At 64.5% G+C, this 22,499-nt stretch carries 21 protein-coding genes; 6 read left to right on the top strand and 15 right to left on the bottom strand.

All coding sequences use genetic code 11. The features are described from left to right. Positions 1 to 56: 56 nt before the first annotated feature. Positions 57 to 1,259, bottom strand: coding sequence for a L,D-transpeptidase family protein (locus XI04_RS14205; protein WP_179879890.1), 1,203 nt, complete (start codon positions 1,257 to 1,259; stop codon positions 57 to 59). Between the two features lie 369 nt (positions 1,260 to 1,628). On the opposite strand from XI04_RS14205, the gene XI04_RS14200 reads away from it, so the two are divergent. Then, positions 1,629 to 2,417 (top strand): hypothetical protein, encoded by a 789-nt coding sequence (locus XI04_RS14200; protein WP_271610533.1) that lies wholly within the window; start codon positions 1,629 to 1,631, stop codon positions 2,415 to 2,417. Between the two features lie 105 nt (positions 2,418 to 2,522). Here XI04_RS14200 and sseA read toward each other — a convergent pair whose 3' ends face one another. The 3 genes from sseA to XI04_RS14185 all read right to left on the bottom strand — a co-directional run bounded on the left by sseA (position 2,523) and on the right by XI04_RS14185 (position 5,236). Beyond that, positions 2,523 to 3,383, bottom strand: coding sequence for a 3-mercaptopyruvate sulfurtransferase (gene sseA, locus XI04_RS14195; RefSeq protein ID WP_271610532.1), 861 nt, complete (start codon positions 3,381 to 3,383; stop codon positions 2,523 to 2,525). Between the two features lie 141 nt (positions 3,384 to 3,524). Next, entirely contained in the window at positions 3,525 to 3,938 is a 414-nt protein-coding gene (locus XI04_RS14190; protein WP_271610531.1) for a rhodanese-like domain-containing protein, read from the bottom strand. Between the two features lie 122 nt (positions 3,939 to 4,060). Next, entirely contained in the window at positions 4,061 to 5,236 is a 1,176-nt protein-coding gene (locus XI04_RS14185; protein ID WP_028145611.1) for a vWA domain-containing protein, read from the bottom strand. A 123-nt stretch (positions 5,237 to 5,359) separates the two neighbouring features. Between XI04_RS14185 and XI04_RS14180 the strand changes: the two genes are divergently transcribed. Both XI04_RS14180 and XI04_RS14175 read left to right on the top strand, forming a co-directional pair. Next, a complete protein-coding gene (locus tag XI04_RS14180; RefSeq protein ID WP_018318587.1) occupies positions 5,360 to 5,605 on the top strand; it encodes a GlsB/YeaQ/YmgE family stress response membrane protein in 246 nt (81 codons plus the stop codon). A 95-nt stretch (positions 5,606 to 5,700) separates the two neighbouring features. After that, positions 5,701 to 6,543, top strand: coding sequence for an AAA family ATPase (locus XI04_RS14175; RefSeq protein ID WP_095426129.1), 843 nt, complete (start codon positions 5,701 to 5,703; stop codon positions 6,541 to 6,543). A gap of 999 nt (positions 6,544 to 7,542) precedes the next feature. Here XI04_RS14175 and XI04_RS14170 read toward each other — a convergent pair. The 6 genes from XI04_RS14170 to XI04_RS14145 all read right to left on the bottom strand — a co-directional run bounded on the left by XI04_RS14170 (position 7,543) and on the right by XI04_RS14145 (position 12,602). Then, on the bottom strand, positions 7,543 to 7,836 hold the full coding sequence (locus XI04_RS14170; RefSeq protein ID WP_028145613.1) for a BrnA antitoxin family protein: 294 nt from the start codon (positions 7,834 to 7,836) through the stop codon (positions 7,543 to 7,545). Next, the gene (locus XI04_RS14165; RefSeq protein ID WP_271610530.1) at positions 7,823 to 8,083 is read right to left on the bottom strand and encodes a BrnT family toxin; all 261 of its coding nucleotides are present in this window, start codon (positions 8,081 to 8,083) and stop codon (positions 7,823 to 7,825) included. The genes XI04_RS14170 and XI04_RS14165 overlap by 14 nt, the downstream gene beginning before the upstream one ends. Positions 8,084 to 8,276: 193 nt before the next feature. After that, a complete protein-coding gene (locus XI04_RS14160; RefSeq protein WP_028145615.1) occupies positions 8,277 to 9,923 on the bottom strand; it encodes a GMC family oxidoreductase in 1,647 nt (548 codons plus the stop codon). A 16-nt stretch (positions 9,924 to 9,939) separates the two neighbouring features. After that, positions 9,940 to 10,533, bottom strand: a complete 594-nt coding sequence (locus XI04_RS14155) for a GNAT family N-acetyltransferase (protein WP_038950869.1) — start codon at positions 10,531 to 10,533, stop codon at positions 9,940 to 9,942. Between the two features lie 158 nt (positions 10,534 to 10,691). After that, entirely contained in the window at positions 10,692 to 11,630 is a 939-nt protein-coding gene (locus XI04_RS14150; protein WP_271610529.1) for an SMP-30/gluconolactonase/LRE family protein, read from the bottom strand. A 138-nt stretch (positions 11,631 to 11,768) separates the two neighbouring features. Further along, on the bottom strand, positions 11,769 to 12,602 hold the full coding sequence (locus XI04_RS14145) for an AraC family transcriptional regulator (protein WP_028145618.1): 834 nt from the start codon (positions 12,600 to 12,602) through the stop codon (positions 11,769 to 11,771). 172 nt (positions 12,603 to 12,774) lie between these two features. Between XI04_RS14145 and XI04_RS14140 the strand changes: the two genes are divergently transcribed. Beyond that, positions 12,775 to 13,878 (top strand): mandelate racemase/muconate lactonizing enzyme family protein, encoded by a 1,104-nt coding sequence (locus XI04_RS14140; RefSeq protein WP_152102474.1) that lies wholly within the window; start codon positions 12,775 to 12,777, stop codon positions 13,876 to 13,878. Between the two features lie 9 nt (positions 13,879 to 13,887). On the opposite strand, the gene XI04_RS14135 is transcribed toward XI04_RS14140, so the two are convergent. After that, positions 13,888 to 14,244 carry a hypothetical protein gene (locus tag XI04_RS14135; protein WP_271610528.1) on the bottom strand — a complete coding sequence of 119 codons (357 nt, stop codon included), beginning with the start codon at positions 14,242 to 14,244 and terminating at the stop codon, positions 13,888 to 13,890. A gap of 183 nt (positions 14,245 to 14,427) precedes the next feature. Between XI04_RS14135 and XI04_RS14130 the strand changes: the two genes are divergently transcribed. Beyond that, entirely contained in the window at positions 14,428 to 14,652 is a 225-nt protein-coding gene (locus XI04_RS14130; RefSeq protein ID WP_018318578.1) for a hypothetical protein, read from the top strand. Positions 14,653 to 14,932: 280 nt separating this feature from the next. On the opposite strand, the gene XI04_RS14125 is transcribed toward XI04_RS14130, so the two are convergent. Beyond that, entirely contained in the window at positions 14,933 to 15,589 is a 657-nt protein-coding gene (locus XI04_RS14125) for a glutathione S-transferase family protein (RefSeq protein WP_028145621.1), read from the bottom strand. Between the two features lie 157 nt (positions 15,590 to 15,746). Between XI04_RS14125 and XI04_RS14120 the strand changes: the two genes are divergently transcribed. Continuing rightward, positions 15,747 to 16,970, top strand: coding sequence for a polyhydroxyalkanoate depolymerase (locus XI04_RS14120; protein ID WP_028145622.1), 1,224 nt, complete (start codon positions 15,747 to 15,749; stop codon positions 16,968 to 16,970). A 30-nt stretch (positions 16,971 to 17,000) separates the two neighbouring features. Here XI04_RS14120 and XI04_RS14115 read toward each other — a convergent pair whose 3' ends face one another. The 3 genes from XI04_RS14115 to XI04_RS14105 are packed head-to-tail and all read right to left on the bottom strand — an operon-like array spanning position 17,001 to position 22,351. After that, positions 17,001 to 18,905 (bottom strand): diguanylate cyclase domain-containing protein, encoded by a 1,905-nt coding sequence (locus XI04_RS14115; RefSeq protein ID WP_271610527.1) that lies wholly within the window; start codon positions 18,903 to 18,905, stop codon positions 17,001 to 17,003. Then, positions 18,902 to 21,058, bottom strand: coding sequence for a glycosyltransferase (locus tag XI04_RS14110; RefSeq protein ID WP_038973444.1), 2,157 nt, complete (start codon positions 21,056 to 21,058; stop codon positions 18,902 to 18,904). Before XI04_RS14110 ends, XI04_RS14115 begins: the two co-directional genes overlap by 4 nt. A 12-nt stretch (positions 21,059 to 21,070) precedes the next feature. Next, a complete protein-coding gene (locus XI04_RS14105; RefSeq protein ID WP_240536535.1) occupies positions 21,071 to 22,351 on the bottom strand; it encodes an HlyD family efflux transporter periplasmic adaptor subunit in 1,281 nt (426 codons plus the stop codon). Positions 22,352 to 22,499: the final 148 nt, after the last annotated feature.

Here is a 22,499-nt window from a genome sequence, read left to right as displayed (position 1 = left end):
TGATGAAGGGCGTGCCGATGGCACGCCCTTTTGCAATCTGAATATTCCCGACGCGCTTAGCGCACGGTGACCGGCGCGGGTAGCGGCGGCACCACGGTCGGCTGCGTGCCCGGGACCGGACCGGCCTGGGCGGCCATCGGAGCCGGACCAGCAGCAACGGGCGCGGGCGCTGCGGACGCCGTCGCGGTTCCCGGCGGCGGACCACCGGGCATCACCACCACGCGGGTGCCGACCTTGACGCGATCGAACAGGTCGGAGACGTCCTCGTTCAGCATGCCGATGCAGCCGGACGAGACGAACTTGCCGATGGTCGAGGGCTGGTTGGTGCCGTGGATGCGGTAGACGGTCGAGCCGAGATACATCGCGCGGGCGCCGAGCGGATTGCCGGGGCCGCCGGCCATGAAACGCGGCAGATAGGGCTGGCGCTCGATCATCTCGGTCGGCGGATGCCAATCCGGCCACTCGGCCTTGCGGGTGATCTTCTGCACGCCGGTCCAGGTGAAGCCGTCGCGGCCGACGCGGACGCCGTAGCGGATCGCACGGCCGCCACCGAGCACGTAATAGAGGTAGGTGTTGGGGGTATCGACCACGAGGGTGCCCGCGGGCTCCTTGGTCTGGAACGAGACCTCCTGGCGGCGCAGGTTCTGCGGCAGCTGCACCGGCGCAGCATCGGGCTGCTCCTCAGGCGGCAACGCGGCCATCGTCATCGGCCTTCCGTCAGCGCCGACCGGCGGCTGCCCGGCCTGGACCGTTCCGGTCGCGGCGGGACCACCAACGGCCTCCGGCGGACGCATGCCGTCACCGGCGGGAGCCTGTCCCTGCTGGCCCGGACGATTGGCATAGATCACTGGCGGCGGACCCGCGGGGCGGCCGTAGCGGGGATCGTCGGGCGACATCACGGGGCCCTGCGACGGTGCGGCCGAATAGACCGGCGCCCCAGTCGGGCGGCCATAACGCGGATCATCCGGCGACATCACCGGACCCTGCGGCGGCGCGGCCGAGTAGACCGGGGGAGCACCGACCGGACGGCCATAGCGCGGATCGTCGGCCGGGCCGGGCGGCGGCAACGATGCCTGCGGCATCGCGTCGTCGTCATCTTCCAGCGCGTCGAAATTCGGCGTGCGGTCGCCGGGCCGATATTCGGCCGGGGCGCCGTAGCTCGGTGCCTGCTGAACCGGATAGCTCTGAGCCTGCGCGAGCGAGGTTCCCGCCGCAGCGACTGTTGCGGCAGCGCATATCGTCAGAAAATGTTTGATCATCATCGCTCTTGTATAGTCCCCAAGCCCGATCGGACCGTTAACGGCCAGATGGCCGAAGATAGCGGCACATTCAAGACATATCAGGCTTATTTGCGCGGGACCTGCCGATTTGTGATCCGCAAGACTACCGTTGCCCCGTTGCATCACGGGGCGGAAATCAGCTCATGGCGTCGATTGCCGGAGTCTTCGGCCCCGTTTTTTGCGGAACGGGTCGGAATCGTTGCGGTATGTTCGAATCAGCCTGATTCGCCGCCCATTTGAGCTCCCGATCCCCGCGTGGCGAACGCGGCAAACAGTACCGTCACCGCGTTCAGATGGCTCTTGGGCCCTGGCCTCTTCGCCGCCGGGGCGGAAATTCGCAATCGCTCGATGCTTCCCGGCTTTCGCTTCCTGTTTGCCGCGATCCTGCTGTCAGTCTCCATCCTGGTGTTCGGCCTGGGCGCCGCCGCACTGCTGCGGGCGAGCCACGAGCAGTATGTCAGCAACCCCTCCTGGCGGAACGGCCCGCAGGAGCAGGTGTTCGCGCAGGCTCCCGAGCCGGCCCAGCCGGTGCTCGCGGTCCTCCGCGCGGAGCCGGAGCCGACCGCCGAGCCCGAGCCGTCGCTGCGCGACAAGGTACCGACCATTGGACTGCCCGAAAGCGAGTCCGACCAGGTCGCCGTGCTGACGACCGAGACCGAGGCCCAGTCCCAGGTCGCGGCACCTCCGGCTGACGTCCCGGTCGCCGAACCGGCCAAGGCCGAGACAACGAAGACCGAGACAACGAAGGCCGAGACGACGACGGAGGCCGCAGCGCCGGCGCCCGCCGACACGCTCACCCCGGCCGACACCACGGCGTCGATCCCCGCGGCCGAGCCTGCCGCGACCGCCAGCGAGCCAGCGCCGGTCGATCCCAGCGCGGCCCTGGCCTCCTCCGCACGCGATGCCGCCTCGGCCAAGCTGGCCGCTTTGAACGAGCCGGCGACGACGGCCGTGAAGGATGCGCCGGCGAAGGCCAAGACCGAGAGCAAGGCCGACGACAAGGCGGCCAAGCGCAAGGCGAAGGTCAAGAAGCGGCATCGCGTAGTGCGTCGTCCGCCGCCTCAGCAGTTGCAGCAGCAGCTCGATCCATTCGGTCAGCCGCAGACGTTTGCGACGACGACCACGCGCACGCGGTGATCTTCACCGCGCCCCGCTTGCGGGAGCGATTTCGCTTGTGGCCATCCTTCGAGGCACGCGCTCAAGGCGTCGAGAGCGCGAGGGCGCGCACCGTCATCGTGACGCTCACGCCGGCCCGGTCGCGATGGCTGGGCCGCCCTCCTGGCCCCATTCCGACCACGAGCCGTCATAGAGCGCGGTGTCGGTGATCCCAAGGCGATAGAGCGCGAGCGTCAGCACCCCGGCTGAGACGCCCGAGCCGCAGCTCGTCACGATCGGCGCATCGAGCTTGACGCCGGCGCTCGTGAAGGCGGCGCGCAAGTCCTCGAGCGGCTTCATCGTGCCGGTCGCGGCATCGAACAGCTGATTGTAGGGCACGTTGCGCGCGCCGGGGATGTGGCCGGAGCGGATGCCGGCGCGCGGCTCGGGGGCGCGGCCCTCGAAGCGGTCGCCGGCGCGCGCGTCGATCACCTGCTCGGCACGGCTTTCCACATTGGCGATCAGCTGCTGCATGCTGCGCACGCGATTTGAATCGTAGCTCGCCTTGAACGTCGCTGGCTTCGGCTTCACCTCGCCGCTCTCGACCGCTCGCCCCTCGGCGCGCCACTTCTTCAGGCCGCCATTGAGGATGCGCACGTTGCTATGGCCGAAGGCCAGGAACATCCACCAGGCGCGGGGTGCGGCGACCCAGCCGCCGGCATCGTAGAGCACGACGGTGTCGGCGTTGGAGATGCCGAGATTGCCGATGTCACGGCCGAACTGCTCGGCGCTCGGATACATGTGCGGCAGCGGGTTGGAATGGTCCGACACCGCATCGACGTCGAAGAACGCAGCGCCGGGCAGGTGCGCGGCGAGATAGTCGTCCTTCGGCAGCGGCAGCACGCCCGGCAGCTTGAAGCTGGCGTCGAGCACTTTGACGTTGGCGTCGTTGATGTGGGCGGCGAGCCATTCGGTGGAGACGAGGGGGTCGGTGGGGGTGTCAGTCATTGATGTACTCTCTGGCAACTTTGTCGGTCGTCATGCCCGGGCTTGTCCCGGGCATCCACGTCTTTCGGTGCGCGAGCAAGAACGTGGATGGCCGGGACAGGCCCGGCCATGACGGAGTGTGTGGTACGCGCGGTATCCAATTCACCCCTTCTTCTTCGGCTCCCACGCTTCCGTCGGCCCACCGGCATCGCGCCAGGCGGCGTAGCCGCCGGCGATGTGGGCGACGGGCTTCAGGCCCATGTCCTGCGCGGTCTTGGCCGCGAGTGCGGAGCGCAGGCCCCCGGCGCAGTGGAAGACGAACTTCTTGTCCTCCTGGAAGACCGGCTTGGCGTAGGGGCTCTGCGGGTCGATCCAGAATTCCAGCATGCCGCGCGTGCAGGCGAACGCGCCGGGGATTCGACCGTCGCGCTCGATCTCGCGAGGGTCGCGGATGTCGACGATGACGACGTCGCCATTCTTGGAGATCTCGATGGCGTCCTTGGCGTTGAGCGTCTCGATCTCGGCACTGGCCTCGTCGATCAGCGCCTTGATGCCGCGGGTGATGTTTTGGGGCATGTGGTTCTCCCTCTTGTTGTCATTCCGGGGCGCGCAGCGCGAGCCCGGAATCCATTCCTCTACACGCACTGCGGCCCGATGGATTCCGGGCTCGCCCTTCGGGCGCCCCGGAATGACGAGAGCTAGTGCGTCAATTCCTTCATCGCACCCTCAAGCCCCTCGATCGTGATCGGGTACATGCGGTTCGCAAAAATGCGTTTGATGATTGTGGTCGATTCCGAATAGTCCCAATGCTTCTGAGCGACCGGATTGAGCCACACCGCATGCGGATAGGTGCGGATGATGCGGTCGAGCCAGACCGAGCCCGGCTCCTCGTTGACATGCTCGACCGAGCCGCCGGGCACCATGATCTCGTACGGGCTCATCGACGCATCGCCGACGAACACGATCTTGTAGTCGTGCGGGTATTTGTGCAGCACGTCCCAGGTCGGCGTGCGGTCGGTGAAGCGGCGCTTGTTCTGCTTCCACACGCCCTCATAGAGGCAGTTGTGGAAGTAGAAATACTCCATGTGCTTGAACTCGCTCTTCGCCGCCGAGAACAGCTCCTCGACCTGCTCGATATGCGCGTCCATGGAGCCGCCGATGTCGAAGAACACCAAAAGCTTCACCGCATTGCGCCGCTCGGGGCGCATGTGGACGTCGAGATAGCCGTGATTGGCGGTCTCGCGGATGGTGGTGTCGAGATCGAGCTCGTCGGGTGCGCCGGTGCGCGCGAATTTGCGCAGGCGGCGCAGCGCCACCTTGATGTTGCGGATGCCGAGCTCGACATTGCCGTCGAGGTCCTTGAACTCGCGCTTGTCCCACACCTTCACGGCGCGGTTGTTGCGGTTCTTCTCCTGGCCGATGCGCACGCCCTCGGGATTGTAACCGTGGGCGCCGAACGGCGAGGTGCCGGCGGTGCCGATCCACTTCGAGCCCCCCTGGTGCCGCCCCTTCTGCTCTTCGAGGCGCTTCTTCAGGGTCTCCATGAGCTTGTCCCAGCCCATGGCCTCGATCTGCTTCTTCTCTTCGTCAGTCAGGTATTTTTCGGCGAGCTTCTTCAGCCACTCCTCGGGGATCTCCGCCTTCTCCATGGCGTCGAGCAGGTTTTCCAGCCCCTTGAACACCGTGCCGAAGACGCGGTCGAACTTGTCGAGGTTGCGCTCGTCCTTCACCAGCGAGGTGCGCGACAGGTAGTAGAAATTCTCCACCGAATAATCCGACAGGTCAGCGTCGAGCGCCTCCATCAGCGTGAGGTATTCGCGCAGCGTCACGGGGACCTGCGCATCGCGCAGAGAAGTGAAGAATTGCAGGAACATGGGTGACAGATTGCCCGTCGGGTGGCTGACGTCAAGGGGCGGAGACCGCCGCGGGGTGCTGGACCGCGAAGCTTTTTGCTCTAGAATTGGGGCCCTCACGGGGTTGTTTTGGGGACGTTTGCAATGGGAATTGTCGCAGCACTCATCATCGGTGCGATCGCGGGCTGGCTTGCGGGCAAGATTGTCCACGGGGCGGGATTTGGACTGATCGGCAACATCGTCGTCGGCATCATCGGTGCGCTGGTCGCAAGCTGGGTGTTGCCCCAGCTGCACATCCAGCTGGCAACGGGCACGGTCGGCGCCATCGTGGACGCCACGATCGGCGCGGTGATTGTGCTCGTCATCCTTTCGCTGATAAAACGGGTCTGAAAGCCTGACCGAACCAGGAACAGCCGCCGCGAGCGGCCGTTCGCTTGTCGCGACGGGGCCGACGCCTCTCGCCGACGATGACCCAAGGACACGCGATGAAATTTACCGGCACCAAGGACTATGTTGCGACCGACGATCTCAAGGTCGCAGTCAATGCCTCGATCGTGCTCGAGCGCCCGCTCCTCATCAAGGGTGAGCCCGGCACCGGCAAGACGGTGCTGGCGGAGGAAGTCGCGAAGGCTCTGAAGGCGCCGCTGCTGACCTGGCACATCAAGTCCACCACCAAGGCGCAGCAGGGCCTCTACGAATACGACGCGGTGTCGCGCCTGCGCGACAGCCAGCTCGGTGATAGCAGGGTGTCCGACATCAAGAACTACATCAAGCGCGGCAAGCTGTGGGACGCCTTCACCGCCGAGCAGCGGCCGGTGCTCTTGATCGACGAGATCGACAAGGCCGACATCGAATTCCCGAACGACCTCCTGCTCGAGCTCGACCGCATGGAATTCCATGTCTACGAGACCGGCGAGACGATCAAGGCCAAGCAGCGCCCGATCATGATGATCACCTCCAACAACGAGAAGGAGCTGCCGGACGCGTTCCTGCGCCGCTGCTTCTTCCACTACATCAAGTTCCCCGACGCCGACACGATGGGCCGCATCGTCGACGTCCACTTCCCCGGCATCAAGAAGCGCCTGGTCGAGGAAGCGCTGCGCATCTTCTTCGAGGTGCGCGAGGTGCCCGGCCTGAAGAAGAAGCCGTCCACGTCGGAGCTTCTGGACTGGCTCAAGCTGCTGCTCAACGAGGACATGAGCGTCGAGCAGCTGCGCGAGCGCGACCCGCGAAAACTGATCCCGCCGCTGCACGGCGCTCTGCTGAAGAACGAGCAGGACGTGCATCTGTTCGAGCGGCTGGCATTTTTGAGCAGACGGGAAGTGTGACCTTCCCGTGTCCCGGACGCGCAGCAGCGTGCAACGCTGCTGCGCGTCCGGGACCCAGTAGGCGACACGGTACAATGCGGAGACATGGGCCCCGGCTCTGCAGCGCACCGTCAAGAGATGCTGCGCTGCGTCCGGGGCACGAGAGTAGAGTTCGGTGCGCCGCTTTCTCCACACCGTCATTGCGAGCGCAGCGAAGCAATCCGGAATCCCTCCGCGGTGACAGTGTGGATTGCTTCGCTGCGCTCGCAATGACGGAGTATGAGGCAGCAGTTGCCCTTCCGACTCGCATTTTGAATCGCAGACACACCTTCGCAGCCTCGCGACGCATCTCGCCCGAGCTTTGCTCTCTCCGTCGCCCCCAAGGAAAGAGGGCGCAGGGAAGGCCGGGTGCCGGCTTGGCACCCGCGGTCCGCTGTGCGCAGATAGCGCAAAAGGACTGCACAGCGGCATACAGGTGCGGCCGAACACACGGCCTTCCCTGCGCGATGGTCGGACGGCTTATGCCGTGATCTCCCGGGAGCCGAACTTTCCCTCTGGCCTCCCTCGCCCCGCGAATTGGATGATGCCGTCTGCCCGGTTGGGCTCGCGCACATCTCCGCGACAGGCTTGACCGTAGCAACGACGGCCAGGACCACACGGTTTTGCCGTACGCAGCTCATCCGGCTTCGCCAAGAGGCTTCGCCGGACTTCAGCGCCGCTCGTCCGCACGAAGCCTCGGGCTCACAGGGACTACCCGCCCTGCCCACGCCTCTCGCGCACGACGCTGCCGCGTCCACCGCAACCCGGCCCGCGCTTCGAACGACTCGCGAACCGCCCCTCTTCGTCAGGCCGGGCTGTTTCGATGTATGCCGCAATTCCGAATTTCGGTAAAGTGGAATATTTGCGCGGAGGGGTTGACGGGTTGCGGGTGTTTTGCCCGACGGGACACGAAAGATGGATTGTTCAGGCTTCCCCCGAAGATCGCGGGGCAACATCCCTCCGCATCGCCCATCTCGGCCATCACGGCGCCTTGCGCTTGACCGCCTTGCGCAAGGTCTCGTCGATCCGCGATTGCCAGCCCGGCCCGGTCGACTTGAAATGCTCGACCACCTCCGGGCTGAGGCGCAACGAGACGAGCTTCTTCGTCGGCGCCTTGTTCGGGCCGCGGCCCTTCCGGATGGATGCGCCGAGATCTGGGAAGACCTCGGCAAACGGTCGCGCCTTGGCAAAGTCCGCCTTTGTCAGCTCCGGATTATCGCTGACTGCGCGCAGGTCTCTCTTTGTGTAGCCTGACTTCTTCCTAGCGTTCGGCATAGAGTTTCCTTTCGCTGCGGCTTGCCGGTCGCATGCTGATGATGCTGACGCCCTCGCGGCCCGGCCGCGCGAATACGACAACAATGACGCCACGGATGCTCACGCCGACCGCGATCCAGCGCTTGCTCTTGTTGTGCGAGGGAATGACCAGCGCGGTGTCGAAGAACGCTTCGTTGAGATCGGCAAAGTCCAGCCCGTGCTTGTCGAAGTTGGCGAGCCGCTTCGGTTCGTCCCAGACGATCTTCATTGCCTTTAATGTAGCTACGATTTAGCCGGTCCGTCAATATCTTGTAGCTACAAAATAGACCGGCCGCAGCTCGTAGGGTGGGTTAGCGTCAGCGTAACCCACCTCTTCCGTTTCCGCATCGGCAGAAGTGGTGGGTTACGCCAGCGAACTGCGCTTCGCGCAGCCCGCTAGCTAACCCACCCTACGCAGATCCTCACGCCACCGCGGCGTCCGGAATCCTTGCGGCTTCCATCGGCGCCTTGCCACGGATCAGGTCCGAGGCACGATCCGCGATCATCATCGTCGACGCATTCAAGTTGGCCGAGATCATGCGCGGCATCACGGAGGCGTCGATGACGCGGAGACCTTCGAGGCCGTGGACGCGGAGCTGGTCGTCGACGACCGCCCAGGTGGAATCCGCCGGGCCCATGCGGCAGGTGCAGCCGGGGTGGAAGGTGGTGGTACCGCGCTCGGTGGCGGCCGCCAAAAACTCGTCGTCGGTGTTGATGTTGGGACCGGGGAAATCCTCGTAGGCGTAATAGGGCGAGAGCGGCGCACTCTTGAGCAGGCGCCGCGCGAGCTTCATGCCGCCGACGATGACGCGGCGATCGAGCTCGGCGTCCAGATAATTGGTCTGGATGATCGGCGGCGCGAACGGATCATTGGAGCGGATGCGGACATAGCCGCGGCTCTCCGGGCGCTGCTGCCAGGAGGCGACCGTCATGCCGGGCTCGTCTTCGAGCTGGCCCTGCACGCCTTCCTTGTAGGACGCCGGCGTGAAGGTGAGCTGGAGGTCGGATGAGTCGGCACTCTCGCCGGAGTGCCAGAAGCAATAAACCATGGTCGGCGACAGCGAGAGCAGGCCGCGGCGCGCGGTCGCCCATTTCAACGCCTCGATCCACAGCGAGACACCGCGGCGGAGCTCGTTGATGGTCTTGATGTCCTTGACGCGCGCCACCGTGCGGGGGGCGTAGTGGTCCTGCAGGCCTTCACCGACCGGCAGCGCGTGACGCACTGCGATGCCGTGCGCGGCCAGCAGGTCCGGCGAGCCGACGCCGGAGAGCTGCAAGAGCTGCGGCGAGTTATAGGTGCCGCCGGACAGGATGACTTCCTTGTTGGCGCGCACCTCCACCGGCGTGCCGCCCCGGCCGCCCTTGGTGTAGCGCACGCCGACGGCGCGCTTGCCCTCGAAGATGATCTCGGTGGCATGCGCGTGCGTATGCACATGCACGTTGGGCCGCTTCATCGCGGGCTTGAGGAAGGCGGTCGAGCCGGAGACGCGCAGGCCCTTGTCGATGGTGCGCTGGCAGTACGAGACGCCCTCTTGCTTGGCGCCGTTATAGTCGGGGTTGCGCGGGATGCCGAGCGAGACCGCGCCTTCCATGAAGGCCTCGCAGAGCGGGTCGCGCCACTCCATGGTCGTGACCGTGAGCTTGCCGTCGCGGCCGCGGAAGGTGCTGTCGCCCTCGCCGACCCGCTTCTCCAGCCGCTTGAAGTAAGGCAGCACGTCGGCATAGCCCCAGCCGCGATTGCCCATCTGCGCCCAGGTGTCAAAATCCATGCGCTGGCCGCGGTTGTAGATGTGGCCGTTGATCGAGGAGGAGCCGCCGAGCGTCTTGCCACGCGGCGCATAGATGCTGCGCCCGCCGGTCCAGGGCCCCGGCTCCTGCTGATAGGCCCAGTTGATGCTCTTCATGTGGAAGGTCTTGATGAAGCCCGCCGGCAGATGGATGTAGGGATGCCAGTCGGACGGGCCGGCTTCCAGCACGCAGACGCTGACGTTGGGGTCTTCGCTCAGCCGGCTGGTGAGCACGCAACCCGCAGAGCCCGCGCCGACGATCACATAATCAAATCTGTCCATGGTGCCTCGGCCGCTCCTAGCGCGGCTTGTCGTTGAGTTGAAATTCCAGATGCGTCTGCACCGTCGGCCATTCGGCGGCGGTGATGCTGTAGACCACAGTGTCGCGCAAGCTGCCGTTCGGCGCGACCTGGTGGCTGCGCAAAATGCCGTCCTGTTTGGCGCCGAGGCGCTCGATGGCGCGGCGGCTCTGGTGGTTGAAGAAGTGGGTGCGGAATTCGACCGCGATGCAGTTCAGCGTCTCGAAGGCGTGGCGCAGCAGCAAGAGCTTGCACTGCGTGTTGAGCGGGCCGCGCTGCGCGCTCTTGCCGTACCAGGTCGAGCCGATCTCGACGCGGCGGTTGGCGGCATCGATGTTCATGTAAGTGGTCATGCCGACGATGTTGCCGCCGGCGTCGAACACGGTGAACGGCAGCATCGAGCCCGCAGCCTGCAGCCCCAGGCGCCGGTCGATCTCCTTGGCCATGTTGTCCGGCAGCGGGATCGCGGTGTACCAGAGCTTTGACAGCTCGCCATCCTTCACGGCCGTCACCAGCCCGTCGAGATGCTGCTGCGACAGCGGCTCGAGACGGGCGTGCTGTCCACGCAGGGTGATGGGATCGGGCCAGGGCATTTCTCACTCCATATTGACTGCTGTCATTCCGGGGCGACGCGAAGCGGCGAGCCCGGAATCCATAACCACCGCTCGGGGTTATGGATTCCGGGCCTGCGTGCCGGCGCACGCATCCCGGAATGACGACGGATGTATTGGCACGGCTCGTCCAGATACATTCACTTGTTCAAAAAGTTCAACGGCAAACCGCCACGCGGCCAGTCCATGGCGACGAGCTCGCCCTTGCCCGATAGCGTGATGTAGGCGGTCTTCAGCGCGGGGCCGCCGAAGGCGATGTTGGTGGTGACGCGGTCGCCGGTCGGGACCTGCTCGACCAGCGTGCCGTCGGGCGCGATCACCGAGATGCAGCCGGAAACGAGGGTGGCGACGCAGACATTGCCGTTCGCCTCCACCGCGAGCGAGTCGAACATCTGGTAGCCGCCGAGGCCGCAGATCGGCTTACCCCGCTCGCCGCGATAGATCACGTCGCGCGGCTTCAGCGTGCCGGGCGCGGAGAGCTCGTAGGCCCAGAGCCGGCCGGTCGGCGTCTCCGCGATGTAGACGGTATTCTCATCCGGCGACAGCCCGATGCCGTTCGCCGGCAATATGCCGTGCACGACCTCGACCAGCTCGGTCATCCCAGGCTTGAGGTAGTACATGCCGCCGACGTCCATCTCGCGGGCGCGGCGCTTGCCGAGATCGGAGAACCAAAGGCCGCCCTGCTTGTCGAACACCAGATCGTTCGGCCCGCGCAGATCGTGCGCGCCGCATCTGGTGACGACGGTCTCGACCTTGCCGGATTGCAGATCGACGCGCTGGATCGAGCCGCCGAGGTAATCGTCGGGCTGCGGGCCCGGCATGATCATGTTGCGGGTCGGGATCCAGGAGAAGCCGCCATTGTTGCAGATGTAGATCTTGCCGTCGGGGCCGAGGGCGGCGCCGTTCGGCCCGCCCGGAATTTTCGCGACGATCTCCTTGCGGCCGTCGGGATAAACGCGCGTCAGGCGCTGGCCGCGGATCTCCACCAGCACCACCGAACCATCAGGCATCACGACCGGCCCTTCGGGAAATTCGAGGTCGGTGGTGAGAACGCGGACGTTGGACGTGGCTGTGGACATTGGGGCCCCTCCCGGCTGATTGTTATGACTTGCACGGGATGTCCGGCACGGGCCCCACACGCAAGATTTGCCTGCGGTTATGACAAAGACACCCCGGCTTGCCAAGCAAGCGGGATGGTATGCCAGCGTTGCGGAAGCCTACGGCTTCACCGGCAGCCAGATCTCGAAGCCGCCATTGCCGGTTGCGGGATCGAACGCCTCGTCGTAGCGCTCGAAACTCGGCGCGTCCGCGGCCGTCAAACCTGAGGCGGGCAGCCATCGATTCCAGATCGTGTTGACGGTGCGGCGGATCGAGGCGACGTGCTCGGTATGCGTGAACACGGCATAGCGCTGCTCGGGGATGCGGATGCGGGCGAAGCGTCGCGGCAGGTCCGAGAACTCGGCGACCTCGACGCCTGCGATGTAGTCGAAATTGCCGGAATCGTCGCCGTTGCAGCAGACGCCGTAGGCGACCTGTCCGACCCTCGAGGGAATATCGGCGACCTCCTGATGAAAGCGGTGCCACAGGCCGGGGATGACGGCGCCGTTGTCGCAAGAAATGCGCTCGCCGGGACCGGCGACGAGCAACGCCCGCGCGGTCTCGAAGCGCGGCGGGGCGAGATGGTCGAGCATGGTGGAGTCCATGAGGATCGGCTCCTGAAGCTTGAGGTCATTGGCGCACATTGCCGCCCTGACCGCTTCGGGCGTGGTGCCGAATTGGTCGCGGAACGCGCGGGTGAAAGCTTCGTGCGAGCCGTAGTCGGCCTCCAGCGCGACGCTGAGGATATCAGGCGCGCCGTTCGCGAGAAGACGCGCCGCCTCGGTCAGCCGCCGCGCGCGCAAATAGCGCATCACCGGAAGTCCGGTGGCTGCGGCAAACGCGCGCACGATGTGGAACCGCGACACGCCCGAGATCGCAGCGATCTCGTCGAGCGTCATCGGCTCGGCCAGATGGCTCTCGATATACCAGAGCGCGCGCTGGGCAGGGTTCATGGCGGCTCAACCCTCGTTCGAAGCGTGACGATGATGCGCCGTCAGCGCCGGCTTCGCTTGATCGGCATTGCTGTCCTCGCGGGAGGATAGTCCGGGAATGGCCACTGGCAACGCCTTGGCGTTCGCGGCTAGACTGTTTGGAAACCGCTCACGAGAAAGAGGAACCCGCGTCATGGAAATCACCGATGTGCGGGCACACCATATCCGCATCCCCTATGACGCCGGCGTTGCGAGCTTCCGCCAGGGCGCATCCGCGATCACCGCGCTCGACATGGTGCTGGTCGAGGTCACCACCGACGCCGGGCTGACCGGCTGGGGTGACGCCTTCGCCTATGTCTGCCCGCGCACCACGCGCAGCGCCGTCGAGGAGATGATCGCGCCGCAGGCCCGCGGGCTGAAGGTGCCCGATGCCGCCGGCATCCCCGCCGCGATGGAGCAGATCCAGCGCAATCTGCATCTGTTCGGCCGCTACGGCATCACCATGTTCGCGATCTCGGGGCTCGACATCGCGCTCTGGGACCTTGCTGCCAAGGTCGAGGGCGTGCCCCTGCATCGCCTGCTCGGCGAGACCAGGCGCACGGCCATTCCCGCCTATGCGAGCCTGCTGCGGATCGGCTCGCCCGACAACATCGCGGCCGAATGCAGGAAGGCGCTCGCGCTCGGCTATGGCGCAATCAAGCTGCACGAGACCACGGCGCCTGCGGTGTTCGCCGCGCGGGAGGCGATCGGGCCGGCCATTCCGCTGATGGTCGACATGAACTGCCCGCTCACGGCCGAGCAGGCGATCGCGTTCGCAACCTCATGTCGGGACGCGCGGCCGATGTTTCTGGAGGAGCCGGTGTGGCCGCCCGAAAACTTCGCCGCGCTCGCCGAGGTCCGAAGCAAAGGCGGGCTCGGGATCGCCGCCGGCGAGAATGCCTGCACGGAATATCAATTCCGCCAGATGATGGAGGCGGGCGCGGTGAGCCACGCCCAGCCGTCGGTGACCAAGGTCGGCGGCATCACGGAATTTCTGAAGGTCGCGGCGCTCGCCGATCAGCTCGGCGTCAAGATCGTTCCGCACTCCCCGTATTTCGGTCCGGGCCTGCTCGCGACGCTGCATCTCCTCGCGACACGCGACGACGGGCTGGTCGAGATGTTCTATCTCAAGCGCGAGGCCTGCCTCTGGGGCGACCGCGCGGACAGCGATGCCACCGGCCATGTCGCGGTGCCCTCGGGCGTCGGGCTCGGTTATGATCCCGATCGGGACGTGATGGAGCGCTATCGCGTGGCGTGATCGGCAGGCTTATTTCGCAGCATCCTTCGCCGGCGGCGCGTCCTGCTTCTTCTTCAGATCCTCGGCCGTCTTCACCTGGGCGGCCTGGAGATCGAGAAGCGTCTTCTGCAGGCCCGCGAGGTTCGTCTTCAACGCGTCGATCTGGCGGTTTGCTGCATCCAGCTTCTGCTGGTGGTCGAGGTTCAGCTTCGTGATCGTCTTCTGCAGGAAGTCGACATTGCTCTGCAGGCAGCTGGTGCGCCGCTCCATGGTCTTCTCGACCGTGCAGATCTCGATGCCGGGCACGTCCTGCGCGTGCACCTGCGCATTCGCCAGCGTTGCGAGCAGCAATATTGCGAAACAAATGCCGGCGTTTCGAAGCAGCATGAGAGGTTCCTCGTCCAATCGATCACGGCAATGTGCGCTTTTTGCGCACAGCCACTCAGGGCTACCACACTCGTACCGCATTCTCGCGTTGAGCTTGCATCGTTCCCTTGGACGGGGAACGATGATCGGCACGCGGAAGAAGTGGGCGCTGTTCCGCGGCTTTGTTTAGGGGAGATTTTTGGAATGGCAACGCGCGATAGACGACTGGCGGAATTCGACGGCGCCGGAGAACCACCGCCGGGGCTTGCGCTCGAAGTGCTGTGCGAGGACCACAGCGGAACGTACCAGCTGCCGTTCGCCTGCCGCTATGTCGAGGGACGCTGGCAGAACCACGAGGCCGGCATCGCGGTGGAAGCGACCGTCATCGGCTGGCGCCTGCCGCGCGTGAGGCAGCGCGGGGCCGCCTGACGCCCATATCTGTTCCAAAATGCAACGCGGCCGCGCTCCGCCTTAACCTTCGGAACGCGGCCCGAACGAATCACGTCCGAATCGGCCGAACGGCTGCGTACGCAGCTGTTCACGGCTAGATGTCGATGCGGCTCTACCGGCGCGTACAATATCTGCGCAGCGCGGCGGATGGCCCGGGCCGGGCACGGGCGCCAAAGGTTAATCGCGACAAGGGTATAGCGCGCAAGACCACCCTGGCCGGCACCCGCCCCCGAAACAGGCAGGGCCAGGCAAGGACTGCCTAATATTCGACCTCGAGCTCCTCGATCTCGGCCGGCTCCTCCCTCGCCGCCGCGATCCATTCCTTCATCTCATCCATCGCCATGACGGTGTCGGCGTAGGCCTTCAGCTGCGGCTCGAGCTTGACGTCATAGGTGACGAAGCGCGTCACCACAGGCGCGTACATCGCATCCGCCATGGTGCGCCGCTCGCCGAACAGGAACGGGCCGCCGGATTTTTCCAGGCAGTCGCGCCAGATCGACCAGACCCGGTCGATGTCGGCCTGGGCGCGCGACCAGATCTTGAAGCCCGGAAAATGTCCTTTCAGATTGACGGGCAGCGAGGCGCGCAAGGTGGTGAAGCCGGAATGGATTTCGCCGCAGATCGAGCGGCAATGGGCGCGCTGCACGCGGTCATCAGGCAGCAGGCCGGCTGACGGCATCGCCTCGTTGAGGTATTCGGCGATCGCAAGCGTATCCCAGACCACGGCACCGTCGTGCCGCAGACACGGCACCAGGATCGACGACGACAGCAAGAGGATTTCGGCGCGCGCCGACGGATCGTCCGGCGCGGTGACGATTTCCTCGAAATCGAGCCCGGAGAATTTCGTCAGCAGCCAGCCGCGCAGCGACCAGGACGAGTAGTTCTTGCTGCTGATGGTCAGTGTCGCCTTCGCCATATGGCCCTTCCCTCACGCCTGGGAGCGCACTGCCGCGCGTGCGCGCCCCGTCCTTCCCACCCAAAGATCAGCAAGCGACGTGCCAATTTTGCGGACGGTGTGGCTGCCGTTTGGCGTCGTTATTGCATAGCACCACGGGATGGGTGGGCACTTTAGTATGATGTCGATGTATTATCAGGCCTTTCAGAACCAGATGGACCTGACTGCGCCGTGGCGCGCGGGGGCTTCGTCCGCGCTCAGATTCCTCAATCTGGTGCCCCAGGGCATGTCGGATCAGGTCGTCGGCCGGCTGTCGGCGGCGCTGGAGCTGATCTCGCGCTCCACCCTCACCTATCATCGCCCGGCCTACGGCATCGACAGCGTCATGGTGGGCAATCGCGAAGTCGCCGTCACCGAGGAGATCGCCTACGCGACACCGTTCGGCTCGCTGCTGCACTTCAGGAAGGACGGCGTGACGGAGCAGCCGCGCATGCTGCTGGTGGCGCCGATGTCCGGCCATTTCGCAACGCTGCTGCGCGGCACCGTGCAGACGCTGCTGCAGGACCACGACGTCTACATCACCGACTGGCACAATCCGCGCGACATCCCGCGCAGCGAGGGTCGCTTCGGGCTCGACGACTACACCGAGCATCTGATCGATTTCCTCGGACAGCTCGGTCCGCGCCCGCACATGGTGGCGATCTGCCAGCCGTCGGTGTCGGCGCTCGCGGCCGCCGCGATCATGTGCGAGGACAACCATCCCTCGCGCCCGGCGACGCTGACGCTGATGGCGGGGCCGATCGACACCCGCATCCAGCCGACCAGGGTCAACGACTTCGCCAAGAGCAAGCCGATCGAATGGTTCGAGCAGAACCTGATCAACTACGTGCCGATGCAGTGCCGCGGCGCCTTGCGGAAAGTCTATCCCGGCTTCGTGCAGCTCACCGCCTTCGTCTCGATGAACCTCGAGCGCCACATCAAGCAGCACATGGATCTCGCCAACCACATCGCCAAGGGCGAGAAGGACAAGGCCGCGACCATCAAGACCTTCTACGACGAATATTTCGCCGTGATGGACCTTCCGGCCGAGTTCTACATCGAGACCGTGCGCGACGTCTTCCAGGAGCACCTGTTGCCGCAAGGCAAACTGATGCATCGCGGCCGCCCCGTGAACACCAAGGCGGTCAGCCGCATGGGGCTGATGACGGTCGAGGGCGAGAAGGACGACATCTGCTCGATCGGCCAGACCCTTGCTGCCCAAGACCTCTGCACCGGCGTGCGCGCCTATCGGCGCGTCCACCACATGCAGGCCGGCGTCGGCCATTACGGCGTGTTCTCAGGCCGGCGCTGGAATAACGAGATCTATCCGCTGCTGCGGGATTTCGTGCACGTCAATTCGTGACACCACGCCGCGGCGCGCTGGAATTGCTCTTCAAGCCCGTATCGAGCCGGGCCACGCGACGACTTGCCCTGACATCACCAGGCGGTTGCGTCCGCCCTCCTTGGCGGCGTAAAGCGCCTTATCCGCAGCCGCTATCAGCGACGTGCAATCCGCCTTGTCGCCGAACGACATATGTGTGGCGCCACCAATGCTGAGGGTGACCTGCCTGGATGGCGGGTTGAGCGCGTGGAGGATGCCGAGGTCTTGAATCGCTTGCCGGATTCGCTCTCCGACCTGCTCGCACCCTTCCATGTCGGTATTTGGTAGCAGCAAGATGAATTCCTCACCACCATACCGAGCGGCTACGTCTGCCGGCCGTCTGGCCTGCTCCGCCAGGACCCCGGCGACCGAGCGAAGACATGCATCGCCAGCCTGATGCCCGTACTGATCGTTGAAACTCTTGAAATGATCGACGTCCATCATCAACAGTGACAGGGGCGTTCCTTCGCGCCTGGCTCGGTCCCATTCCGCCTCAAGCCGTTCGTCGAAGTGTCTGCGGTTTGCCAAGGCCGTCAGGCCATCCGAACTGGCGAGAGCCGCCAGTCTATCCTCCAGATCCTTACGTTCGGACATGTCGCGCGAGATCGCCACCACGCCGTTGATGTCTCCACTCTGCGCACTCCTGGCGACGCGCAGTGCGGTTTCGATCCAGACCTCGCCTTTCTCGCGATGCCGGGTGCGATACGTGATTCTAGCCTCTTCGGCTTCGCCGTTCCCCAACGCGGAGATCGTCTGCCCAACCCGGGCCAGGTCCGCGGGATTTATGCCGGCGAGGGCTGACGTATCCACCAACTGGTTTGGAGCCCAACCAAGAATCCGAGCGCTGGATGGCGACGCATAGAGGATCCGTCCATCGACCGCTATGCGCATGACCATGTCTCCCGACTGCTCTGCAAGGAGGCGAAAATCCGCCTCCTTGGCGACCAGGGCAGCGGCCATCTTCTGCCGCAGGTGCAACTGGCGCACCAGAAAGAGCCCGGCAACACCGAGCCCAGCTGTCAGCGCCAGGACTGCGGCAATGCGCGTCAGCGCGGCTCGGCGCCAGGGGGCCAAGACGTCATCTTCCGATTCCGTAGCAACGAGGAGAACGGGGTAGCGGCTGCTGAGTTGATAGAAGCTCAGACGCCGGACGCCGTCGAGAGGCGACGTGAAGTAGTATACGTCCGCGGCCGGCCGCTCACGGATAATCTTGAAGAGCGGAGCACTCGACAGATCGCGGCCCGTATATCCGTTGTCCGGGCTACGCGCGAGGATAATGCCGTTCGCTGTCGCCAGTGCAATTGAACCGCTCTGGCCGACGTCGAAACCACGATAAAACTGCAGAAAATAGTCGACGTCGATCGTGGTAAGGGCAACTCCGGCAAAACTGCCGTCAGGATGATTGAAGCGCCTCGACGCGGTGATGATCCATTGCCCCCCCGACCTGCTCCTCACTGGAGACCCAATGAAGGTGCCCCGGTCAGCCACGGCACGATGATGCTGGAAATACTCTCGGTCGCTGTTGTTGAGGCCGGCGAAATCCACAGGCTCGCTGGTCGCGAGCCAGCGGCCGGTCTCGTCATAGACGAACACGGCGCGGATCCGGTTCGCGGCTTTGCGCCGGGAAAGAAAGGTCTGAATCTTGGCGATTGCCGCCGGGCTGGTTCCCTCGAGTTCGAGTTGGCCAACCAACACATTGAGAACGGTGTCCGCGAGTTCGAACGTATCGTCCGCGTGCTGCGTCACCGACCGGGCCAGATTGGCCATGTCTGTTTCGGAGCCCTTCAGCACCGTCTGTCGCGAGGACCACTCCCGCCAACCGCTGAGTGCGACAATCGCCAAGCAGGCGACCACGACGAATGCCGAGGCCCAGAGCGTCAGACGCCCCTGGCGAACATCACTACGGTGATCGATCAAGAGACGCAGCCAGGTTCAGTAAAGCTCGTCGGATGCAGGCTTCGAACTCCGGCAAGATGTGCCAAATCGTCGATCCGCGGTTGAGGCCGAATGACCAGGCTCTCTGCCGGCAGACGCACCGTCGGCGAGAGCGATGCGGGCTTCGCGCCAGTTGTAACAATGTGAGGCAACGGCGCGGCCATTGACCAGATGTTCTTGAGCATAGCCCTGTTCACGGAGCATGCGATGACACCGTTCCCCTTCAGACGGGCGACGGTAAAGAGCTTGCGGATCAGCAGGTCTCGTTCAAGCGACTGCGGCAAATCGAACTGCAGCCCGATGAGATGGCCTCTTTGTTGCACGACCATCGCGTCGATCCACCCCACCTGCGCGATGTGCACGCGCAGCGGTTCTCCACCGCGAGGACAGTCAATGCCGGCGCCGAGCAGAACGCCGGCGCCAGAGAGGGAGATGTTGCTCACGCGCCCGGAAAGCCGCTCGCCGGTGCCCGTCTCGATCAAGACTGATTCATCGAAGTCGAAACGCTCCTCGGCGCGTCCCATCCGCGCCTGCAGCGAGGTCATGCAGACGAAGAAGAGCACGACGATGTTCACCACCGACCAGAAGGCGACCATCGGTAAAGCGGCCGGATGATCGATCATCCGCCATTCCGGGATGGTGTTCACAACCAGGCCGACAACCGTCAACGCCATCAAGGCCGCTGACGGCCAGAATATCTCCGCGGCGTAGCTTGCGCACCGCGCGGCAGCTCCCTTGGGCGTCACCCTGAACGCATGTCCCGTCGGCTTGACGAGAGTCCCAAGCACCGTCGGCAGAATCTTGAAGCTCTGGATCGTCGCCGACACCTGAGCGGCGAGCGGAAAATGCGCGTGCGGCGCAAACCACGAGATGCCGCCGTTGAGCGCCAGGATCGCGGGGAATAAGTAGTAGAAGACCGACTCAGGGGTAACGTCGACGACAGGCGCGAGCCCAGTCCACATGAACACGATCGGAACCACCACGACCGTGAGCGCCCGCAGGCCCAATGAGAGCCAATGGGTCGGAAAGAACAGGAGCCGATGCATCAAGCCCAATCCGGGGCCGAGCGGGCCGTCGGCGAGATACAGCGTCTGGATCGCGCCACGCGCCCAGCGTTGCCGCTGCACGAAAAAGGCGTCAAGGCTTTCCGGCGCCAGTCCAATCGCCAGCGGCTCGTGTAGATAGCGAGTGACGTACCCCTTGCGCAGCAGGACCAGCGTCAGCAGGATGTCTTCCGTAATGGACTGGGTCGGCAAGGCATCGCCCACCGCGCGGAGTGCTGCGCGACGCGTGACGGAGTTGGAACCACAACAAAAGGCACCATCCCAGCCGTCGCGCGCTGGCATGATGGAATCGAAGAAGAACCGTTGCTCGTCCGGCAGCCCCCTGTGCAGGCCAAGATTCGCCTGCATCGGGTCCTCATTGTAGAAGGTGTGCGGGATCTGAACGATTCCGATCTTTGGATCAGCGAAGAAGCCCATCGACCGCATCAGGAAATTGCGCTGCGGCACGAAGTCCGCGTCAAAGATCGCGAAGAACTCGCCGCTCGTCTTCGTCAGCGCATGATTGATATTGCCGGCCTTGGCATTCAAGTTGTCGGCGCGCGTGAGATACCCGGCGCCCTTGTGTTCGCAGAGTTCCTTGAGCCAGGGTCTGCGACCATCATCCAGGACCCAGACGTGGAAGTTTGGATAGTCCAGACACAGCGCGCCAGTGATCGTCTTTTCCAGCACCTCGAATGGCTCGTCATAGGTCGGAATAAAGACGTCGACCGAGGGCAGCTCGTCATCCGGCAGGCTGCGAAGCCGATGCTCGTGCTGATCTGCTTCGCTGCTGCGATCGGTCCTGCGAAGGAACGTCAGATAGAGAATGAACTGATCTGTGAAGGTCAGAAGCTCGACGAAGAGACAGAACCAGATCCAGCCGACCTGATACCAAGTCCCGCTTGCCGGCAGCACGGTTGTGAAAATACGCCATTCGAGATAGCGGGCGACCACAAGCCAAACCACGATAAAGACCGCGACACGCGCCCAAAGGCGCGCGACTGGAAAGGTCGGCGCCAACAGGTACATCGCCGCAAAGATGCCCAGCATCGGCGCGAACAGCTGAGAGAGAGGCAGAGTCATGGCCTGCATGGAACATCTCGCTCACAGGGACGAATGATCGAGCTCCAGGCGCGCGGTCAGCCATTTCAACTTCGAGCTGACCAATCGTAGCAGGCCGTCGGCGCTACGCTCGAAGCGCACCTCAGCCAACCGTCCGATATCGCAGGAGCCGTTATGGTCGGCCGACGTCTCATTGGGCGGAAGCGATATCTCAACGGTAATGTTGCCCGGATCGGGCCGCGGCACCCGAGCCGCAAGCAGCCGATCATCGCCGTACGCTGCCGATCCGCGGACTTGCCGGATCTGGCCGGTCTTCCATTCGCGGCTCCCAATCAGGCGCACGGTAGCCGCATCTCCGGCCTTGATCTTCTCGAAATCGCGTTCGGGGAGTTCAACAACGATAAATCGGCGTTCGCAATCTGCAAAATCAAAGACCGATTGCCCTTCCGTGACCATCGAGCCCGGGCTGGCCGCGACCGACCAGACCACATGGGCTGCGGGCAAGGACAGATCGTAGTGATCGAGACGATCGAGCCGAGTGCGTTCCTCTGCGATTTCCGCGGCCAGCTGCGTGGCACGTGAGCTGTTCTGCAACAGGTCTGTCTCGAGCTCCTGGCGGCGGAGGACAAGCCGCTCGCGCTGCTGCTGAGAATACGGCACGTCATTGGCGTCGCCACGAAGATAAATGCCCTTCTCGGCCGCCCCCAACTCGGTCTTGAGGCGCTGCAGGCGTTCATCGGCCATCTGGCACCGCGTTGCGGTTGCCTCCTGCGAGGCCTGGGCCTCACCGGAGCGGATTTGCGAACTGATGCCGAGCTTCACGAGCCTCTCCATCCGGCCCGCGACATCGTTCCGCTGCCGCGCCTCGGCGAGACAGCCGCCTTTTTCAACTTCCGTTTCGCCGATCTCGTGGTTCAGGCGCGCGACCATCCCCAAACGATAGTCCTCGCTGCGCTCGCCGAGCTTGCGATCGAGCCCGGCGATTTCCTCGAGTTGCCGACGTGCGAGCTCGGCGCGTTTGGTGGACATGGCAAGCTGCTGATCGAGGTCCATGAGGTGCCGGCGATCCGGCGACCGCGCCCCGACCATCGGCACCACCCGGCTCTGCTGGAAATATTCACCCTTGCGTGGAAGATCAGGCGAGAGCTGACCCGCGAAGGGTGCAGTCACCCGCATGAGCTCGGCATTGACGAATGCGGAGGGAGCGATTCGGTAGGTCACATACGGCAACAGGGCCCATCCGCTCAGCGCGATGATCCCGAGCGCCAGGGCTCGACGAACAACCCGGCTACGAATGAAACGTTCGACGTGCAAACGAACCACGACTGGATCTCCAATGGGCTTTGGTCGCTGCGCCAGCCGCAGCGAAGGCAAGCCAATCGCCGCATGGCCCGGCGCTGGGATGACGTCTGCGCCTTGAGGCAAGGAGCAATCCGACAACATTGCCGCCAGCCGAAATCGGGATTCGCCG

Source organism: Bradyrhizobium sp. CCBAU 11430, assembly GCF_028128855.1.
In the GTDB taxonomy this organism is placed as follows: domain Bacteria; phylum Pseudomonadota; class Alphaproteobacteria; order Rhizobiales; family Xanthobacteraceae; genus Bradyrhizobium; species Bradyrhizobium ottawaense.
Note: the sequence above shows the minus strand (reverse complement) of the source record. Positions and strands in the feature narration are given on the sequence as shown.

What these genes read in the sequence shown, in the direction of transcription:
- XI04_RS14205 (WP_179879890.1), bottom strand. Translation starts at nt 1,259, where the DNA reads ATGATCAAACATTTTCTGACGATATGCGCTGCCGCAACAGTCGCTGCG.
- XI04_RS14200 (WP_271610533.1), top strand. Translation starts at nt 1,629, where the DNA reads ATGCTTCCCGGCTTTCGCTTCCTGTTTGCCGCGATCCTGCTGTCAGTC.
- sseA (WP_271610532.1), bottom strand. Translation starts at nt 3,383, where the DNA reads ATGACTGACACCCCCACCGACCCCCTCGTCTCCACCGAATGGCTCGCC.
- XI04_RS14190 (WP_271610531.1), bottom strand. Translation starts at nt 3,938, where the DNA reads ATGCCCCAAAACATCACCCGCGGCATCAAGGCGCTGATCGACGAGGCC.
- XI04_RS14185 (WP_028145611.1), bottom strand. Translation starts at nt 5,236, where the DNA reads ATGTTCCTGCAATTCTTCACTTCTCTGCGCGATGCGCAGGTCCCCGTG.
- XI04_RS14180 (WP_018318587.1), top strand. Translation starts at nt 5,360, where the DNA reads ATGGGAATTGTCGCAGCACTCATCATCGGTGCGATCGCGGGCTGGCTT.
- XI04_RS14175 (WP_095426129.1), top strand. Translation starts at nt 5,701, where the DNA reads ATGAAATTTACCGGCACCAAGGACTATGTTGCGACCGACGATCTCAAG.
- XI04_RS14170 (WP_028145613.1), bottom strand. Translation starts at nt 7,836, where the DNA reads ATGCCGAACGCTAGGAAGAAGTCAGGCTACACAAAGAGAGACCTGCGC.
- XI04_RS14165 (WP_271610530.1), bottom strand. Translation starts at nt 8,083, where the DNA reads ATGAAGATCGTCTGGGACGAACCGAAGCGGCTCGCCAACTTCGACAAG.
- XI04_RS14160 (WP_028145615.1), bottom strand. Translation starts at nt 9,923, where the DNA reads ATGGACAGATTTGATTATGTGATCGTCGGCGCGGGCTCTGCGGGTTGC.
- XI04_RS14155 (WP_038950869.1), bottom strand. Translation starts at nt 10,533, where the DNA reads ATGCCCTGGCCCGATCCCATCACCCTGCGTGGACAGCACGCCCGTCTC.
- XI04_RS14150 (WP_271610529.1), bottom strand. Translation starts at nt 11,630, where the DNA reads ATGTCCACAGCCACGTCCAACGTCCGCGTTCTCACCACCGACCTCGAA.
- XI04_RS14145 (WP_028145618.1), bottom strand. Translation starts at nt 12,602, where the DNA reads ATGAACCCTGCCCAGCGCGCGCTCTGGTATATCGAGAGCCATCTGGCC.
- XI04_RS14140 (WP_152102474.1), top strand. Translation starts at nt 12,775, where the DNA reads ATGGAAATCACCGATGTGCGGGCACACCATATCCGCATCCCCTATGAC.
- XI04_RS14135 (WP_271610528.1), bottom strand. Translation starts at nt 14,244, where the DNA reads ATGCTGCTTCGAAACGCCGGCATTTGTTTCGCAATATTGCTGCTCGCA.
- XI04_RS14130 (WP_018318578.1), top strand. Translation starts at nt 14,428, where the DNA reads ATGGCAACGCGCGATAGACGACTGGCGGAATTCGACGGCGCCGGAGAA.
- XI04_RS14125 (WP_028145621.1), bottom strand. Translation starts at nt 15,589, where the DNA reads ATGGCGAAGGCGACACTGACCATCAGCAGCAAGAACTACTCGTCCTGG.
- XI04_RS14120 (WP_028145622.1), top strand. Translation starts at nt 15,747, where the DNA reads ATGATGTCGATGTATTATCAGGCCTTTCAGAACCAGATGGACCTGACT.
- XI04_RS14110 (WP_038973444.1), bottom strand. Translation starts at nt 21,058, where the DNA reads ATGCAGGCCATGACTCTGCCTCTCTCTCAGCTGTTCGCGCCGATGCTG.